Raw genomic sequence first — 17,322 nt, forward strand, 5'->3', positions numbered from 1 at the left:
GCCTTCCTCTGAGAAGTTCGCGAAGCCCACTTCTCAGAGGAAGGCGCCCGCCCGGAGGCGGCCCCAGCGCGAGACCGTCCCGGATGCTATTCGTTGTCGCCGGCAGTTAGCTGCGTTGCGGAGAGCACGCCGTCGGCTGCGGTTGCGGCAGCGGCGTCGGGCCAGACCCAGTCGGTAAAGGCCGGGTGATCGAAGCCCTCGTCGCACGCGAACTCAAAGGCCTCGGTGCGGAAGGCCTCCCACTCATCAATCTGCTCGGCAAACTTATCGGCGTCGACCATGCGCAGCACGTCGGCGGCCAGGGCCCAACGATCCATGTTGTTCAGGCGCAGCATGTCGAACGGCGTGGTCGTGGAGCCCTTCTCCTCGTAGCCGTGGACGCGGAACGCGTCGTGTCCGGGGCGGTTCCAGATCAGGCGGCGAATCGTGCCGGCATAGGCGTGGAACGCGAAGAGCACGGGCTTCTCGCCGCAGCCAAACAGCTCAGCCCAGCGCTCGTCGCTTATAGCCTGGTCGTTCTCGCAGACGTTCTGAATCTTGAGCAGATCGACCACGTTGACGAACCATACCTTAATGCCCAGCTCGCGCAGCATATCGGTTGCAGCCAGAGCCTCGAGCGTCGGCACGTCGCCACACGTGGCGACCACGACGTCGGCCTCGCCGAGCGAGTCGGCGGTCGATGCCCACTCCCAATTTGCGACGCCCTCGGCGAGCTCGGCCTTTGCCTCGTCGACCGTCTGGAAGGTCGGGGCGGGCTGCTTGCCGCAGAAGATGGCGTTGACGCAGTCGGTGGACTGGTAGACGCGCTCGGCCACGGCGAGAGCCATGTTAGCGTCGGCCGGATAGTAAGCGTTCACGATATGCGTGTCGTTGGCCTTGTTGAGCAGCAGGTCGATAAAGCCAGGATCCTGGTGCGAGAAGCCGTTGTGGTCCTGACGCCAAACATGGCTCGACAGCAAAATGTTGAGGCCGCTGATGGGGGCACGCCACGGAATCTCGCGCTTGGTAGCCTCGAGCCACTTGCAGTGCTGGTTGACCATGGAGTCGACCACATGGACAAAGCTCTCGTAGGAGCTCCACACGCCGGAGCGGCCGGTGAGCACATAGGCCTCGAGGAAGCCCTCGCACTGGTGCTCGGACAGCTGCTCGACAACCTTGCCGGAGCCAGCGAGCAGCTCGTCGTTGGCCTCGTCCTCGTAGAAGCCGGCATCCCACTGCTTCTTGGTCACCTTATAAGCGGCCTGCAGGCGGTTGGACGCGGTCTCGTCGGGACCGAAGATGCGGAAGTCGTCCATGTTCTTGGCCAGAACGTCGGCAGTGTACTCACCAAAGACGCGGGCAGCCTCGGTGGAGCCCCAACCATGGCCCTTCTCGGCGACGGGAATCTCGTGGGCGTGGATATCGGGCAGCTCGAGCTCGCGACGCACCTTGCCGCCGTTCGCGTTGGGGTTGGCGCCAATACGCAGCTCGCCGGTCGGCATAAAGGCCGTTACCTCGGGGCGCACCTGGCCCTCGGGCGTAAAGAGCTCCTCGGGCTTGTAGGAGCGCAGCCACTCGCGCAGCACGCGGAAGTGCTCGTGAGTGTCCTTGGCGCTTGCCAGCGGCACCTGATGGGCGCGCCAGGAGTCCTCGGTCTTCTTGCCGTCGATCTGCTTGGGGCAGGTCCAGCCCTTGGGCGTACGGAACACAATCATGGGGTAGGCCGGGCGGACCACGGTCTCGCCCGCGGCAGCCTGGGCCTGCGCGGTGGCCTTGATGTCACAAATCTCGTCAAAGACCTGCTCAAACAGGGCGGCAAAGCGCTCATGGATGCTTGCGTGGCTCTCGTCGTCAAAGCCGGCGATAAAGAAGTGCGGCTTATAGCCCATACCCTCAAAGAACTTGGTGAGCTCTTCGTCGGACACGCGGGCGAGGATGGTGGGGTTGGCGATCTTGTAGCCGTTGAGGTGCAGGATCGGCAGGACGATACCGTCGGTTGCCGGGTTCACGAGCTTGTTGGACTGCCAAGAAGTCGCGAGCGGGCCGGTCTCGGACTCGCCGTCGCCCACCACGGCCACGGCCAGCAGGCTCGGGTTGTCCATGACGGCACCGTAAGCGTGGCTGAGCGTGTAGCCGAGCTCGCCGCCCTCGTGGATGGAGCCGGGCGTCTCGGGCGCAAAGTGGCTCGGGATGCCGCCGGGATAGGAGAACTGGCGGAAGAACTTCTGCAGGCCGGCCTCGTCATTGGTGATGTCGGGGCGGATCTCGCGGTAAGTACCGTCGAGCAGCGACTGGGCGGTGCCGGCGGGGCCACCGTGACCCGGGCCCATCAAGAAAATGGCGTTCTGGTTGTGATCGGCAATAAGGCGGTTGACGTGGCCGAACAGGAAGTTGATGCCGGGCGTGGTGCCCCAGTGACCAACCAGGCGATGCTTGACGTCCGGACGACCGAAGTCGCGCGCCTCGCCAGTCTTATCGTCGACAAAGTCAGCGCGCATCAGCGGGTTGGAGCGAAGGTAGATCTGACCGACGGACAGGTAGTTCGAAGCGCGCCAATACAGATCGACACCCTCGAGCTCGGAAGCCGGCACCTCGTGCCCCAGCTTTTGCCACGGCGTCCCCAGTGTTTTAGCCATTGTTTATGTCCCTTCGCTGCGCGGTCACCCTCCGATACGGCAACCATTCGTTGGGACTAGTATATTTGCTAAAACGTTTTATCATGGTGAAAAAACGTTTTATCATCTCTATCAAACACACCAATTGGCAAAACGCAACATTCACCTGCGGCATTGCCTGTCACAGATGCTCCACATTCGATCTTCTCGAATTGATAAACATGTTTAGTTGTATTTAGTAAGTTCTAGAACGCTGCCCTTCACAATGAGAGCAGGCTCCAGAACCACTTCTTCGGCACGCCTGCCGCCCTTGCCGGCAAGACGTTTGGACATGCAACCAAAGGCATGCTCGGCAAGCACGCCCGGATCCTGCTCGATCGCGGTCAGCGCCGGCTCAAAGAGAACGTCGGCAGCCGAGTTGTCATAGCTCACCACCGAGATATCGCCCGGGATGCTCTTCCCCATCTCGTGCAAGCGCTTGAGCAAACCGAGGGCGATGTTGTCCGAACTTGCGAACACGGCGGTGGCATCGGTTGCGAGCACCGCCTCCGAGGCCTCGTAGGCACTCGGAATGTAGTACTCGCTCTCGAACTCCAAGCGCGCGTCGATGGGCAGGCCAACCTCGCGCAGCGCGCGTTCATAGCCGGCAAGTCGTTTGCGACCCGTATTAGAGCGACGCGCGTTAACCAAGCAGGCAATACGGCGGTGGCCTTGCTCGATCAGATAGCGGGTGGCCATATAGCCGCCCATCTCGTGGTCGAACATCACCTTGTCGCACTCGAGCCCCTCAATGGCACGGTCGACCATTACGGCCGGGATGGGCAGGTGGCTGACTTCTTCGCGCAGGGCGCGGTCGTCGGAGAACTCGTCACCTACCACCAGGAAGACGCCATCAACGCCGCGCGTCACCAGCTGGCGCAGCAGCTCCAGATCGTCATCGGCGCTTCCGCCCGAGCTGGTAATAAAAAGCGCGTAGCCGTCCTCGCGGCAGCGCTTTTCCAAGCTGCCGGCGAGCGAGGCGAAAAAGCGGCTCTCGATGTTGGGGACGATAAGGCCCAGGGTGCGCGACTCGCGCATGACCAGGCTGCGCGCGATCTGGTTGGGAACATAGTGGTTGCGCGCCGCAACCTCCTTGATGAGTTTGCGGTTTTCTTCCGAGATGCGACAGGGCCGATTATTGAGAACAAGCGAGACCGACGAAGGGGAAAGCCCCACCTCTTGGGCAATCTGCTTGAGGGTGACTTTGTTGGCCATCTCGCTCCTTCCGGGTTTACGCGCAATCTCTTGAAAGTATAGCGACTGCCCCTCTACCTCGATGATAAACACTTTATCAATCCGGTGGACGGCAGTTTTATCGCCGCCAGCGCACCAAATACATCTGGGTGGGGTATATTGCAATCGATTGATGAGAACGACCACCAAAAGGCGGATATTCGTATGCACGAGAACGACTTTTTTAACGAGGACCTGCTGTGCGCGCTCGCTGGCGTTGCCGGCGAGGACAACGTGTTGATGAGCGAGCCCATGCGCGAGCACACCACGTTTAAGATCGGTGGCCCGGCCGATGTCTTTGTCACGCCCGATACCGAGCAGGGCCTCGTCGCCACGCTTGACACCTGCTATCGCTGTGATCTGCCGCTCACCATCGTAGGCAACGGCTCGGACCTGCTCGTCGGAGACAAGGGCATCCGCGGCGTCGTCGTGGCGCTGGGCGAGGGCCTCTCCGACATTACGGTCGACGGCACGCACGTCACGGCGGCAGCCGGCGCCCTGCTTTCCGATGTCGCCGCGGCAGCAGCCGAGGCCTGCCTCACCGGCATGGAGCCCATCTCGGGCATCCCCGGATCGGTCGGCGGCGCCTGCTACATGAACGCCGGTGCCTATGGTGCCTGCATGGCCGATGTGCTGGAGTCTGTGCGTGTCTACAAGCCCGCCCGCATGCTCGACGACGGCACCCGCGGCAGCGGCAACATCATCGAGTTCGATGTCGATGAGCTCAACCTGGGCTATCGCAAGAGCCGCATTGCCGACGACGGCTTCATCGTTCTTTCGGCCACCTTCAATCTCGCCCCGGGCAACGCCGCGATGATCAAGGCCGACATGGACGAATACCGCCAGCGCCGCGAGGACAAGCAGCCGCTCGACATGCCGAGCGCCGGCTCCACCTTCAAGCGCCCCGAGGGCTACTTTGCCGGCAAGCTCATCATGGACGCCGGCCTGCGCGGCCATGCCGTCGGCGGTGCGCAGGTAAGCGAGAAGCACTGCGGCTTCATCGTCAACGCCGACCACGCCACCGCAGCCGACGTCGACGAACTCATCCGCGACATCCAAGCCAAAGTCAAAGACCAATTCGGAGTAGACCTAGAACCCGAAGTTCACCGAGTAGGCGAATTCCTCTAACAAAGAAGGCCTCGAAAGGGGCCTTCGCTTTCTTTAATTCAGACAACCAGTCCGGCGTGTTGCGCCCCGAACCCGAGAGGGCCGCGTGCCCGCCCGCAATATATTTGATTGATCGCGAGTTCCGCACGCAAAGAAGGCCACTTAATGTGGCCTTCGTCTTGCGCAGGACTGCCCGAGCAGGCAATCAAATATATTGCGGGCGGGCACGCGGCCCAACTTGCCTTACGACAGCACCACGCCGCCAAGCCAGCCCCAGCGCACGCCAGAGCCAGTGCCATAGAAGCTAATAAACGAGTCAAGCGACTTAGACGTAATGGCACCCTCGTTGCTCATAACGATGCCGCCGCCAACGTAGATACCCACATGACCGTAGATAAGACCCGGAGCACCCGTGCCGCTGTGCGAGGAATCGGCAACGATCATGCCCACCTGCAGCGCCGAGCGGTCAGAGCTATAGCACCAGGCGTTAAACATATCGCACGCGTTACCGCCAAAGTAGCCAACGCCGGCGTTGCGGAAGACGTTGGTAACCCACGCTGCGCACCAGTTCTGACCCGGGGAAGGCGTGGAGTAGCACGCGTTGACGACGGCCTGCTGCTTGCCCGATCCGGCATTCTGCTGCGGAGTTCCGGGAGCATACGATCCGCCACCCGAGCTCGAACCGCCCGAGTAGGAATTGTTCTTGTTCGCGGCGGCGGCAGCGGCGGCGGCCTTCCTGGCAGCCTCCTCGGCCTGGGCGGCAGCGAGGATCTCGGAATCGCGCTGAGCCATGAGCTCCTTGACGTCGTCGGAAAGACCGTTCAGCACGGTCTGGACTTCTTGCTGCTTGGCCTGCATATCCTGCATCTGAGCCGTCTGCTGGTCCTTGAGCTTCTCCAAGTCGGCCTTTTGTGCTTCGAGCTCGGTCTTCTGTGCGTCGAGCTCAGCCTGAATCGTCTGGATATCCTCGATGGCATCGCGGTCGCTCTTGTTAATCTTCTCAACGTAATGCGCGTTGGCGACGAGTTCCTCAAACGAGCCTGAGGCCAGCAGCAGCGACAGGATGTTCGTGCCGCCGGACTTGTAGCCGGCGGCAACGCGATCGGAAAGATCGCCGCGTTTCTTTTTGAGCTCGGCCTTCTTCTCGTCAATCTGCGCCTGCGTGTCGTCGATCTGGCCCTGTACGCCCTCGATATCGTTGAGGGTCTGGGCATTCTTGCTGGCCAGCGCCGCGTATTCATTTGCGATGCTGTCGAGCTGGGCCTGAACCTCGTCGAGCTGGGCCTGGGCGGCATTCAGTTTATCGGTGGTTTCTTTGGAAGCCTCCGCCGCATGGGCGCGAGTGGGCAAGCCAAAAAGAACTGCCGCAGAAGCGGCGCCGAACAGGGCCTTGAGGACAGTGCGGCGCGAGAGCTCCTGGGAAAGGATGGGATCGCTGTTTGGTGACATATGTACTCCGTTACATGCTTATTTATATGTCGCTCAACTCATACATATTAGCGTACATATGGCGCGTCCCAACGATTTCCACGAACGGCAGGAAACTGCAAGGTCGACGGCTCGTAAGCAAATGCCAAAGATCAGGTTATGCGTACGCAAGCTCTTGTATGAGTACGTTAACATAATCCTCTGCTTTTCCTGCCGCGTACGTTTTTGGAACAACTGTCTGCGCTATACTCCCCTGAAGAAGTGTTCCTGATTCGATAGGAGACTACATGTCCAAAGCACTCGACCCCAAAGACACCTGCGTCCTCGTTACCGGTGGCGCCGGCTTTATCGGCTCGCACACCGTCGTTCAGCTGCTCGAAGGTGGCTACCAGGTTGTCGTCGTCGATGACCTCTCCAACTCCAGCGCCGTTGCCATCGACCGCGTCAAGACCATCGTGGGCGACGAGGCCGCCAAGAACCTCACCTTCTACGAGGCCAACGTGCTCGACCGCGATGCGATGAACAAGATCTTCGATACCCACCAGATCGACCGCGTCATCCACTTCGCCGGCTTTAAGGCCGTCGGTGAGTCGGTGAGCAAGCCCGTCGAGTACTACCACAACAACATCGAGAACACCCTGGTGCTCATCGACGTCATGCGCAATCATGGCTGCAAGTCCATCATCTTCTCGAGTTCCTCGACCGTCTACGGCGACCCGGACAACCCGCCCGTCACCGAAGAGGACCCCAAGAAGCCCGCGACCAACCCCTATGGTTGGACCAAGTGGATGATCGAGCAGATCCTTATGGACGTTCACACCGCCGACCCCGAGTGGGACGTCGTGCTGCTCCGCTACTTCAACCCCATCGGCGCCCATCCGTCGGGCCTGATCGGCGAGGACCCCAAGGGTATCCCCAACAACCTGGTGCCCTATGTCGCGCAGGTTGCCGTGGGCAAGCTCGAGGCCGTTCAGGTCTTTGGCAATGACTACCCCACTCCCGACGGCACGGGCGTGCGCGACTATATCCACGTTTGCGACCTGGCCTCTGGTCACGTTGCCGCCCTTAACTGGATGAACGGCAAGACCGGCGTCGAGATCTTTAACCTGGGCACCGGCACCGGCACCTCGGTGCTCGAGGTCGTTGCTGCCTTCTCCAAGGCGTGCGGCAAGGAGCTGCCCTACGTGATTCGCGAGCGCCGCGCCGGCGACATCGCCGCCAACTGGTGCGATGCCTCCAAGGCCGAGCGCATGATGGGTTGGAAGGCCCAGTACGATATCGCGGACATGTGCCGCGATAGCTGGAACTGGCAGAGCCACAACCCCAACGGCTTCGCCGACGCCGAGTAGCCACTCCCCCGTGCTAGGTTTTGTGGCATGCCTCAAAACCTAGCACGCGACATGCTCGGCACATGCCGCTTCCCGCATGGGTAGATTTCTAGACATGTCCCAAAAATCTACTGGCCCCGGCCTCCAATGTGAGGTCGGGGCTTTTTAGGAACTCGTTCTCGAGCTCGAGCTCGCGCATGCACTTGCGGGCGGCCCTCATCTCGGCGGTCTCGGTCTTGGCCGCGGCCGCCGCGACCGGGTGGTTGGCCAGTTCCTTCTTTCTGACCGTCACCCATCTTCCCAGGATCTTCTCATTGATGCCGAGGTCGGCGGCCACTTGGGCGATGGGCTTCCCCGACGCGACGGCGAAGTCTGCGGCCTCGGTGCGGTGCCCCGCTGTGCAGGAGAGCCTATCTGCCATGACTGAACACTCCTTTCTTTTTGGCGCTGAAACGATTATCGCCGCTCAACGCCATTCCTCTAAGTCAAGTGTCCTGGGATACAATACAGTTCAAATGGACGAGGAGGATCCGGCGCTCCTCTTGATGAGCCCGGAGAGGCCCCTGGTCGTCACCCTTCCCCGCGCGAACGCAAAGCGGACGGCGGCGAGCCATGTCCTCCCCGCGCGTTCCATTTAGGGAGTCCTCGAGAAGTCGATCTCCCTGTGCGATAATCGAGCTATTGAGTCTCGCGAGTTTAGAGCTGGTGATATGCATTGAAAATCAAGGTGAAAAACATCGGCAGGGTCGCTGAGGCCGATATCGAGATTAATGGCATTGCCGTGATCGCCGGGGAGAACGGGACGGGGAAAAGCACGGTTGGAAAAGCGCTTTATGCGGCCTTCAACAGCATGTCCGATTCGGAGAACAAAATCGACCGCATGAGGCGCAATAGTGTTGAACGCGCCATCAGGAAGGCATATGTGGGAGGCCCTCTCGACTCCACGTCTCGCCACAGGCGAACTGCTGGAAGAATGAATGGTTTCATCGACAGGGTTTTTTCGGGCGAGTGCACGAGGGACGAGCTTATTGATGAGATAAAGGAGTATTACGGGGAGGAGATCTCCCGTGAGATCGAATCCGATTTCACGAATGGCGTAGCAGGAGTTGCCGATCAGATTATCGAGATCATGGATATCTCCGATGATGAGGTATTTCGTGCGATTGCGACAAACAGGTTCCAAAGCGAGTTCAACGGCCAGATCAATTCGGTTTTCGGCGAAGAGCCCGGGAAGGTCGAACTCCAGATAAAGGACGCATCTACGGTTTTCTCGGTTGCAGGTGACGAGGTGGCGGAGGTGCACGATAGGAGGGTTTTGCGATTCAGGGCGCATTATCTGGACGACCCGTTCCTGATCGATTCTCTCGGAGGGCCCTACGGCCCCGCTTTTCGGTTCAGGCCCCTCCTTGGACACCAGGAGGAGCTGCGGCAAGATTTGATTCAGGCGACCATCCGTAACGATGACAGCGAGTCCTCGCTGTTCGACGAGATCGCGAAGGAGCGGCACCTGAAGGTTCTCATGGACAAGGTCTCCTCCTTATGTCCGGGGTATTTCGAGAGGAGCGAAAGTCGCGGTCACCTTACGTATCTCGAAGAGGGCTTCGCTCGGGGGTTGGAGCCTGGGAACCTTTCTGCTGGCTTGAAGACGTTCGCCATCATGAAGGTGCTCTTGAAGTCCGGCGCGCTAGATGCCGGAGGGACTATTATCCTCGATGAACCCGAGATTCATCTTCATCCTGCATGGCAGCTGGCCTTCGCCGAGATAATCGTGCTGCTCCAGAAAGAGCTCGGGATGCACGTCTTAATGAGCACCCATAGTCCATATTTCTTGAATGCGATCGAAGTGTATTCTAAGAAGCACGCTGTTGATGGATTGTGCTCATATTATCTTGCGGAGACCTGCGCTGATGGACGCTCTCGCTTTGCCGAAATAACCGGCTCGACTGAGGTCGCCTACGAGAAGCTGGCGGCTCCTTTTGATACGCTTGAGAGGGAGGAGTACGGCCTTGAGTAGCGACCTGTGCGCCTCCTGCCCTCATCCGAACTCTCCCGTGGTGCCAGATGGCAGCGATGGTTGCTCCCGTTGCAGGACCTGTATCCTAAGGGACTGCACGTCGACCATCTCCAAAACATCCAGAGACGGGAGCGTCTCTCTTGTGGATGACGATTTGCCTGTTGTCAATTTTGACTCTGTTAAAGAATGCTACTGCAAGAAGGTCAATAGGTGGATGCAACTCCCGCGCTCCGCCGATGCGCTGTATTGCGATCGGGAAACGTTATATCTAGTCGAATTTAAAAACGGCAGTCTGAAGGAGACGCTGGGGAAGAGGCTCAATCCCAAGGATGACGAAGAGCTTGGTATCAATCTTGGCCAAAGGGACGCCCTCATCGAGAAGTGCAAGGACAGCGTTTTGATCTGCTCGGACCTGTGGGGAAAGAGGACGAGATGGTTTCGCGAGCACTGCGTCTTTGTTTTGGTATACAACGAGGACAAGAACAAGACCGCGTTGAAGCGGGTTGCCAGCTCGATTAGGAAAAAAGCGCGTTTTGGGCTTCCTGACAAATTGAAAGGTTTTTGCGTGAAGGATGTCTTGACGCTAACCGAAAAGGAGTTTTCGACATCGCTCCTTTCAACTTGGCGAGACGCAGAAGAAATCGCGGAGGTCGACGCGTAGGAGACCGAAAAGCATCCGGTGGCTATTTGCTCCCGATATCGATCGTTCGTCTGCAGTCGGTTTTCTTTCCGCTGCGCCCACCAGTTTGCGATGAGTCGCGCACCGTGTGAAGCTCAACACGGATGAAATACAAATATAATCCCCCCCCCTTGCACTGTGTTGATAAATATTGCTCGTCGAACTCATCTGAACTGGGCTTTCTTGCATAGAACTGCCTGAACCTGAGCGTTTTCGGGTATCGCATTGCCCGATCGAGCACCATCGCGACCTTCTCAAGCTTGTCCTCGGGCGGACTCATAGCCACAGCCCCGCATGTCGTCCCGGTTGGAGCCGGGATGAGCCCTCAGGAAGCACTGCATGAAGTAGCGCATCCGGTTCACGGGCCCCAGCGGGTTCTGGCCGTCGGGAACGCCCTTGAGCAGCTTCGCGTTGTAGTGCTGGCTCTTCAGTGACAGATTGTTGACGGGAGCCGTGTGGCGCCCGGCTCCATGTCGTGGATGAGCGTGGAGCCGGGCGCCACACGGCTCCCGAACGTCGCCAAGGTCTTCGCCCTGCTTGTCTTGCCAAGGCCCTCCCGGATGAAGATTGAATTGCCTGGCTCATCGCAGCCGAGCGCGACACGGCCTCTACCCGAGACCATCATCTCTACACATAGCCCATCATTCGACAAGAACGCGCAGTTTGTCCTGCATAGGCGCATGGTGTCCCCCTCCGCCGCAAGAGGTGAGCAAAAGAGAGGCTCCCCTCGCCACTACCGGACAAAGGGACCTCTCTGGGGAAACACGCTATAAAACCTTCTTGCCGGGCGGTCGAGTACAGCACCGACGGCGTACCCGTGGAGACCTACCCAGAGCCCACGCCATTTCAAGTTTCTTGGTCTTCAACGCCACAATCCGATAATCATCCAGCCGTCGAAATGACCTCGTCACAGGCGGCAAGCATCTCCTCGTCATGAGTGACAACGATTACAATATGGTCTCTCTTAATTTCATGAAGCAATTTGATCAGCGCGCCTCGACTCTTCGCATCAAGTGCTGAGGTCGGTTCATCAAAAAGCATAACGTCCGGCGATTTCAACAGCTGTCTCACAATTGCAATCTTTTGCTTCTCGCCGCCGGACACCCCTCCTTTCCCGCCGTCAAGCATCGCCGTTGCCCCGTTCTCCACAGAAGCAACCATTTCGTCTAGCCCCAATATGACAAGCATCCGGTTCAGCTTATCCATCTCGTAATCATCAGAAAGCAGCGTAAGATTATCGAGAATCGTCCCCTCAACGATAGGGGGTTCTTGCTCCGTAATGCTGACTCGACACCGCCGCAATGCATATCGATCGATGCAACGCTGTGACACCCCGTTGTAGCGAACGGCCCCTTCTGTGTCATCTGGATATAGCCCCAATATCACTGACAGCAGCGAGCTCTTCCCCGAACCATTCGGCCCCGAGATTCCATATAGCCGACCCCTGGAAAACGCGAGCCCCTCAATGCTTAACGCGACCCTTTCCGCCCCTGGATAACGTAGCTTGATGTTCTCTAGACGGATTTCCTCAATCGGACCAAGCGCCAATTTGCCATTCGCTTCCACCGGGACATCCCAAATTCTTTTCAGCCGCTCATAGCATACGCGATTAGTCTGGTAATCCCTTCCCCAGCCCAACAAATACTGTACCGCTGAGCTTAAGTTCGAATAATATCCAACAGCAGTCACGAGAAAACCAGGCAACAGTCTCCCGCCCATCACTTCAACCGCGCCCACAGCAAGAAGACATCCTTGAGCGGCGGAAGCGACCAACGCGTTGCCAAAGGTAAATCTAGACCCTACTTCCTGATTTGCTCTCATCGTTGGATAGAGCCCATTAAAAGCTTCGACCAGTACAGCGCGGGACCTATCGAACAAAGCATGTTTGCGGATGAAATCAACTTTCTCCAACTGATCTTGTAGACAGGAAAAAAACCTCGCGCTCTGCTCTTGTACGTCAAAACTTCTCTCAAACAGCCTTGCGCGTGAAACCGCATAAAAAGCGGCACTCGCTGCCGCAAGAACAAGGCAGACCACACTCAACTTGATATTCAGGCTACCGAGAACAAACAGGGCGGACAAAAGGGTGATAACGTTGCTTGAAACCCCCACAACCGAGTTGATTACGAAGATGACAAGGTCATTAGCGTCGTGATTGATTTGCTGGTTATAATACGACGCGTTGAAGCCCTCGAAGAATGCCTGGGGAAGGTGCTTCACGTGCTCAAGCGTATCCGCATTTAAGCCGAACCCCGCATGCGACTGAAGGTTGATGTACAGCATCTCTGAGCAATACACTAGTCCCGCTCGAACCGCTTGGACCGCAACCAAAATAAGGCAACAAACGAGAACGGCGGCAAGATCGGCGCTGGCCGGCATCGCCAATCGGTTTACCACTATGCCGGTAAGAAAGGGACCCGCAAGCGCAAGCAGCCCGACCAAAACTGTTACGACAAGATAGGCGTAGAATCGACCGCCCAGTATATATTTTCTACAGAGATTAAGCATCAGCCTCATTTTGCCCCGCACCCCGTTTTGCCGTATTCATCATCTGGGAGAGCAGCATTTTTTGCTCGGCATCATACCGGAAGGAAACGCAACGTTTCCCCTCACCGTTTAAGGCGTGGTTGGGGCACCCTCCCATGCACATGGGAAAAGCAAAGCACTCTTGGCATTCCGGGTCATCCGGCTCATATGCCATCCAGTTAATCATGTTCTTGCTCAACATTGGCGGCTCGAAAATAGTTCCGACCCTCCGCTCCTTCATTCCAATGTCATCCCAGCACTTATACAAATCTCCGACGGGATCAACCACGTACGAGTTGATTCCAACGGCGCAACATATCCCGAAATTCGTCCCACCAAAAGGTTGAACTTTGAAGCCCCGCGCAATTGCCCTTTTATAAAACTCAGTCTCCTCATACGAGAACTCTTTTACAGTAAAGCAGTGGCTGTCGTTCGCACATACCTGATTGATATCGTCAACAGGGGCTAAATAGAAGTGAACCTTATTCATCAGGCCATTTAGCTCGAGATAATCCAATAGCTCTTGAGCGGCCTCGATGTTGGTCTTGTCGACGTTGCTCCTTATCGAAATATCGATGATGTCGGCACACTCTTTGACGTTCTTGAGAATACGTTCGTATGTAGGGCTTCCGTCGTGAAGAATCCTTCTCGAATCGTGATCCGACTTCGATCCATCTATAGTCACTTGCGCGCTCGTCACACCACATGCCGCGAGCCTCCTTGCAACATCAGGCGTCAGCAGATAGCCATTTGTCACTATCGATGCGGAATATTCACACGTTGGCCCCACGACATCTTTCAGATCCGACGTAATCCGTTCGATCATCTTCATTCCGAGCAGAGGCTCGCCGCCGTACCATCCAACTGAGAGACTTGCGATACCAGGATAGTAATCTTTCACGAACTTGGAGAGCTGTGTCAAAACCTCCTCGCCCATCGTCGTGTACGCCTGTCCCTTTTCATAGCAGTAGGGACAGCAAAAGTTGCAAGCCATCGTTGGCGCAATGGTAAGGGACAGAGCAGTATTCGCAAAGCGCGCGGCGCGACTTTGCAACCTGATCTCCCCAAGCTCGTCCCTCTCCTCATTGACTAGGATGCCTCCCCTTATCAGCTCCGCGACAAGATCATCGGCATCTCGAACGTCCCCTTCTTGAATCCTTTTGAATTTCTGCGCGTATTCCGGATTTAACGACAGGATGCCGCCGGTTCGCGCATTCATGATAAGAAGACTTCCGTTATGTTCATGCACCACATTAAATTGCGACAGTTTCACTTCGCACCATCTCCATTTCCAATCAAATCCATATCGACCCTCAGACGCTGCGCATACGCCAGCGCACTACCTTCTTCGATAAAAACTGCACGAAAGCAGCAATAGACATGCGAGCGACACGATGACCGCATGGCCGCATGCAGCCATCAGGACCGTCCCGCCGGCAGCCCCGCACGCCCTCATCCAATAAGCCATGTGAACCGGGGGTAAAACGGTTGGGAAACTCATCGCGATAACAAGGCCCGCGAACGTTGCGACCAGCAAGGCTCCCGACACAAGAGATCTGATCCTGAACACCTCATATGCAACCGCAACCATCAGCGTATAAGCGGCGTCTATAACGATATTCGACAGGAGTGCCGAGGTCACATTACCAACCGTAAGGCTGTCTAGACCGCTTCCGGAGCACACGGCAAAGACCGCAGCGACACCGAGAGTAAACACGATGTAGGGGCACAGCGTATACACTTCGCAAGCCAATGTCTTTGCCGCAAACAGCTGCCAGCTGCGGAAGCCCCGAGCAATCGAAACTCCCCTTGCCGACACGCTCGTCGCATCACCGAATAGCGTCCCCGCCACAACAACAGAGACGATTGGGAAGAACACCGTATGCGCCATGGAGACGACACTTAGCCAGGAAGAGATACCCGTTGGCCCAACCCCTATCGAGAAAAGATAGCCCGGATCGGCGGAAAAGCCAAAGAACTGGCCCTCTCCCCCTGCGGAGACCCATGCGCCGGACCCGGCAAACACATAAATCCCCGCGATGCCCAAATACATCAGCGCTATTATCACGGCGAGTTTCATTCTCCTTGCGCGGAACAGTTCCGCCCTGACCGACATCCCAAGATTCATCGAACCGCCGTCCTTACAAATAGCGAGACGAGCGCAACTCCAACCGACACAAGCACAGTGCCGCCCGCATACAGCAAAACCTGAATTACCCCAACATTCTGCATACTCAGGGAACACAGGTTCATCAGGTAATACACGGGCGAGAGCATGAGCAGCAAGCTGGGCTGACCGCTTCCGTATGTACTTGGGAACCACACCATCACAAATGTCGAAACCGCTATTGCAACGACGCTGCTCGCCACCACACTCCTCGTGAGCAAATACAGGGCGAAGGTAGCGGCGTACATCGAAATGAGCAGCAGCGCGATCATCAGCGCAATCGATACAAATTGGGCAAACCCTGAGCACGAGGCCCCAACGTCCCATTGGGCCATCTTGGTTAAATACAGCGCAGTCGTAGAAAGAAGATACACGGCACCGACCAGAGTGCAGTTCACCAACAGCTTCGTGATCACAATCGCCGCCTGCGACACCCCTCGCGATCTCGATACGGCGTAAGCCACGGATTCAAAGTCTCTCGACGTAGCGTAAACCGCGTAGAGAATCGTCACCGGAATCCAGACCACTGTAGACGCAAAAGACGTCCGGGCAACAGAGCCCAAAACGTCCCCTGCATCCACTAGGTTTCCAATAAAACCTATAGCCCCTCCAAGCGTATACGGGTCATCACCGGCGACCATGATCAGCACCTCAGACGAAGTCGCAGCCGCAACCACATACAGCACAGCCGCAAGCGCAATCATCAGAGCGGTCGCCGGGTGCCTGGCGAGCAACCATACCTCGCTCCGAAAAGCTGAGATGAACTCGCGTTTCATCACAGCTCGCTCTCTCGACCGATGAGCTCCGAATAAAACTCCTCAAGGCTCTTCCTATGAGAATACGCCTCCGCAACCCTCACACCTGCGGTCGAGAGCGCTTCGATTGCAATGCCCCGCCCTTCCTTTTTCTCCTCATAGCGCATAAGGACGCTGCCGTCCGGCAGAAAAGAATGTGAGGTCTCATCTCCGAGAACCGATCTCGTTCGCTCCAGATCGTCCACATGCAACACGAAACCACCGCGGCATGACTTTTCCAGCTGAGGTGCGGTCATCCTTCGAATGAGGCGACCATGACTTATGAAGAGGTAATCAGTTGCCAGCTTGTGCATCTCCTCAAGATTGTGGCTGGATACGAGAATCGTTTTACCTTGATCTTTGTTAAGATGCGTAAGGATTTTTCTTACTTCGACTATCCCCATCGGATCCAGGCCGTTTGTCGGCTCGTCCAGGATCAACAGCTCCGGATCGCCCAGCAACGCTATGGCCAGATCGAGACGCCTCCTCATTCCCATTGAGAAGTTCTTCACTTTCTTCCCGCCGGCCTCCCCCAAACCGACGGTTGATAACACACCGTCGATGGAACGATCGGTGGGAAGCCCCCACTCAATACAGCGAACGACCAAGTTGTCTCGCGCGGTCAGATTAGGATACGAAGCATTGAGGTCGGGCATATAACCCAGCCTTTCCCTGCAGCTCCGTATTTCACGTCTCCCGGTTTGCCCAAACATCGAGATCGTTCCTGACGATGGCTCCGAAAGCCCCGTGATCAATCGAATTAACGTGCTCTTGCCGGCACCATTCTCCCCAATGAGTGCACACAGCTCGCCTTCCATTAAAGAGAACGAGACTGATTTAACCGCTTCAAACCCGCCATATCTCTTGGATATGGCACGCAATTCAACTGGGACTTCCCGCATGGACGACATCCTCCCCGTCAATAAAAAGGGACGACATGGCAATTGTGCGGGGTTATAGGTAACGTCGGTTCGCCCCCCCATATTGCAATGCCACATCGCCCCTCAGGCGCTGCTGGCCAAAATATCTTTGAACAGTCTGTGCACGCCGTACGGCGTGCACTATCCGCTAAAAGCGGATAGTGCACTCCTGTGAAGAACACTTGGTGCTGCAGCTGCCGTGCGCGTAAAAGAAGCAATTGTTGCACATGGGCTCAGCCCCGGCTGACGGCTCGGTAATCCATTCCATTTCATTCCCCTCCTTTCGCGGTAGAAAGCCAGTTCATCTCTGCCCCCTAGAAACGGAACGTGCAGGACTGATTGGGGCACCTCTTCGTGCATCCCCCGTGCGCGTAGAAGAAGCAGTTGCCGCACGCGGGTGCAACGCCTTCCTCCGGCTCGTTAATCCAATCCATCTCTCCCTCCTTTCCTTGCATACCGAATTGATAATGTTATTCTAATTCAATATGTATCA

Annotated in this window: 13 protein-coding genes; 4 read left to right on the plus strand and 9 right to left on the minus strand. The window is 57.2% G+C overall.

Annotation, left to right across the window (positions count from 1 at the left end; translation table 11 throughout):
- Positions 1-86: 86 nt before the first annotated feature.
- Both DXD94_RS08745 and DXD94_RS08750 read right to left on the minus strand, forming a co-directional pair.
- Positions 87-2,615 (minus strand): phosphoketolase, encoded by a 2,529-nt coding sequence (locus tag DXD94_RS08745; protein ID WP_117735687.1) that lies wholly within the window; start codon positions 2,613-2,615, stop codon positions 87-89.
- A gap of 204 nt (positions 2,616-2,819) precedes the next feature.
- Positions 2,820-3,848 (minus strand): LacI family DNA-binding transcriptional regulator, encoded by a 1,029-nt coding sequence (locus DXD94_RS08750; RefSeq protein WP_055252182.1) that lies wholly within the window; start codon positions 3,846-3,848, stop codon positions 2,820-2,822.
- A 183-nt stretch (positions 3,849-4,031) separates the two neighbouring features.
- Here DXD94_RS08750 and murB point away from each other — a divergent pair, with 183 nt between their 5' ends.
- On the plus strand, positions 4,032-4,994 hold the full coding sequence (murB, locus tag DXD94_RS08755; protein ID WP_117763833.1) for a UDP-N-acetylmuramate dehydrogenase: 963 nt from the start codon (positions 4,032-4,034) through the stop codon (positions 4,992-4,994).
- 222 nt (positions 4,995-5,216) lie between these two features.
- Here the strand turns inward: murB and DXD94_RS08760 are convergent, their stop codons facing one another.
- Positions 5,217-6,422, minus strand: coding sequence for a hypothetical protein (locus tag DXD94_RS08760; protein WP_117763834.1), 1,206 nt, complete (start codon positions 6,420-6,422; stop codon positions 5,217-5,219).
- A 266-nt stretch (positions 6,423-6,688) separates the two neighbouring features.
- Here DXD94_RS08760 and galE point away from each other — a divergent pair, with 266 nt between their 5' ends.
- On the plus strand, positions 6,689-7,750 hold the full coding sequence (gene galE, locus DXD94_RS08765) for a UDP-glucose 4-epimerase GalE (protein ID WP_117564856.1): 1,062 nt from the start codon (positions 6,689-6,691) through the stop codon (positions 7,748-7,750).
- 88 nt (positions 7,751-7,838) lie between these two features.
- On the opposite strand, the gene DXD94_RS08770 is transcribed toward galE, so the two are convergent.
- Entirely contained in the window at positions 7,839-8,150 is a 312-nt protein-coding gene (locus DXD94_RS08770; protein ID WP_117564855.1) for a hypothetical protein, read from the minus strand.
- Positions 8,151-8,444: 294 nt separating this feature from the next.
- Here DXD94_RS08770 and DXD94_RS08780 point away from each other — a divergent pair, with 294 nt between their 5' ends.
- Positions 8,445-9,743, plus strand: a complete 1,299-nt coding sequence (locus DXD94_RS08780) for an ATP-binding protein (protein ID WP_035137751.1) — start codon at positions 8,445-8,447, stop codon at positions 9,741-9,743.
- A gap of 142 nt (positions 9,744-9,885) precedes the next feature.
- A complete protein-coding gene (locus DXD94_RS08785; RefSeq protein WP_124786586.1) occupies positions 9,886-10,404 on the plus strand; it encodes a hypothetical protein in 519 nt (172 codons plus the stop codon).
- Between the two features lie 900 nt (positions 10,405-11,304).
- On the opposite strand, the gene DXD94_RS08800 is transcribed toward DXD94_RS08785, so the two are convergent.
- From DXD94_RS08800 to DXD94_RS08820, 5 genes are all read right to left on the minus strand, one after another.
- Positions 11,305-12,939 (minus strand): ABC transporter ATP-binding protein, encoded by a 1,635-nt coding sequence (locus DXD94_RS08800; protein ID WP_084591801.1) that lies wholly within the window; start codon positions 12,937-12,939, stop codon positions 11,305-11,307.
- Positions 12,923-14,221 carry a radical SAM/SPASM domain-containing protein gene (locus tag DXD94_RS08805; protein ID WP_117638255.1) on the minus strand — a complete coding sequence of 433 codons (1,299 nt, stop codon included), beginning with the start codon at positions 14,219-14,221 and terminating at the stop codon, positions 12,923-12,925. Before DXD94_RS08805 ends, DXD94_RS08800 begins: the two co-directional genes overlap by 17 nt.
- Positions 14,222-14,287: 66 nt before the next feature.
- Positions 14,288-15,076, minus strand: a complete 789-nt coding sequence (locus DXD94_RS08810; protein WP_035137757.1) for a hypothetical protein — start codon at positions 15,074-15,076, stop codon at positions 14,288-14,290.
- Positions 15,073-15,891 (minus strand): hypothetical protein, encoded by an 819-nt coding sequence (locus tag DXD94_RS08815; protein WP_117564851.1) that lies wholly within the window; start codon positions 15,889-15,891, stop codon positions 15,073-15,075. The genes DXD94_RS08810 and DXD94_RS08815 overlap by 4 nt, the downstream gene beginning before the upstream one ends.
- Positions 15,891-16,811, minus strand: a complete 921-nt coding sequence (locus DXD94_RS08820) for an ABC transporter ATP-binding protein (RefSeq protein ID WP_035137759.1) — start codon at positions 16,809-16,811, stop codon at positions 15,891-15,893. Before DXD94_RS08820 ends, DXD94_RS08815 begins: the two co-directional genes overlap by 1 nt.
- Positions 16,812-17,322: the final 511 nt, after the last annotated feature.

It is taken from the genome of Collinsella sp. TM10-22 (assembly GCF_003466125.1).
Taxonomy (GTDB): domain Bacteria; phylum Actinomycetota; class Coriobacteriia; order Coriobacteriales; family Coriobacteriaceae; genus Collinsella.

What these genes read in the sequence shown, in the direction of transcription:
- DXD94_RS08745 (WP_117735687.1), bottom strand. Translation starts at nt 2,615, where the DNA reads ATGGCTAAAACACTGGGGACGCCGTGGCAAAAGCTGGGGCACGAGGTG.
- DXD94_RS08750 (WP_055252182.1), bottom strand. Translation starts at nt 3,848, where the DNA reads ATGGCCAACAAAGTCACCCTCAAGCAGATTGCCCAAGAGGTGGGGCTT.
- murB (WP_117763833.1), top strand. Translation starts at nt 4,032, where the DNA reads ATGCACGAGAACGACTTTTTTAACGAGGACCTGCTGTGCGCGCTCGCT.
- DXD94_RS08760 (WP_117763834.1), bottom strand. Translation starts at nt 6,422, where the DNA reads ATGTCACCAAACAGCGATCCCATCCTTTCCCAGGAGCTCTCGCGCCGC.
- galE (WP_117564856.1), top strand. Translation starts at nt 6,689, where the DNA reads ATGTCCAAAGCACTCGACCCCAAAGACACCTGCGTCCTCGTTACCGGT.
- DXD94_RS08770 (WP_117564855.1), bottom strand. Translation starts at nt 8,150, where the DNA reads ATGGCAGATAGGCTCTCCTGCACAGCGGGGCACCGCACCGAGGCCGCA.
- DXD94_RS08800 (WP_084591801.1), bottom strand. Translation starts at nt 12,939, where the DNA reads ATGAGGCTGATGCTTAATCTCTGTAGAAAATATATACTGGGCGGTCGA.
- DXD94_RS08810 (WP_035137757.1), bottom strand. Translation starts at nt 15,076, where the DNA reads ATGAATCTTGGGATGTCGGTCAGGGCGGAACTGTTCCGCGCAAGGAGA.
- DXD94_RS08815 (WP_117564851.1), bottom strand. Translation starts at nt 15,891, where the DNA reads ATGAAACGCGAGTTCATCTCAGCTTTTCGGAGCGAGGTATGGTTGCTC.
- DXD94_RS08820 (WP_035137759.1), bottom strand. Translation starts at nt 16,811, where the DNA reads ATGCGGGAAGTCCCAGTTGAATTGCGTGCCATATCCAAGAGATATGGC.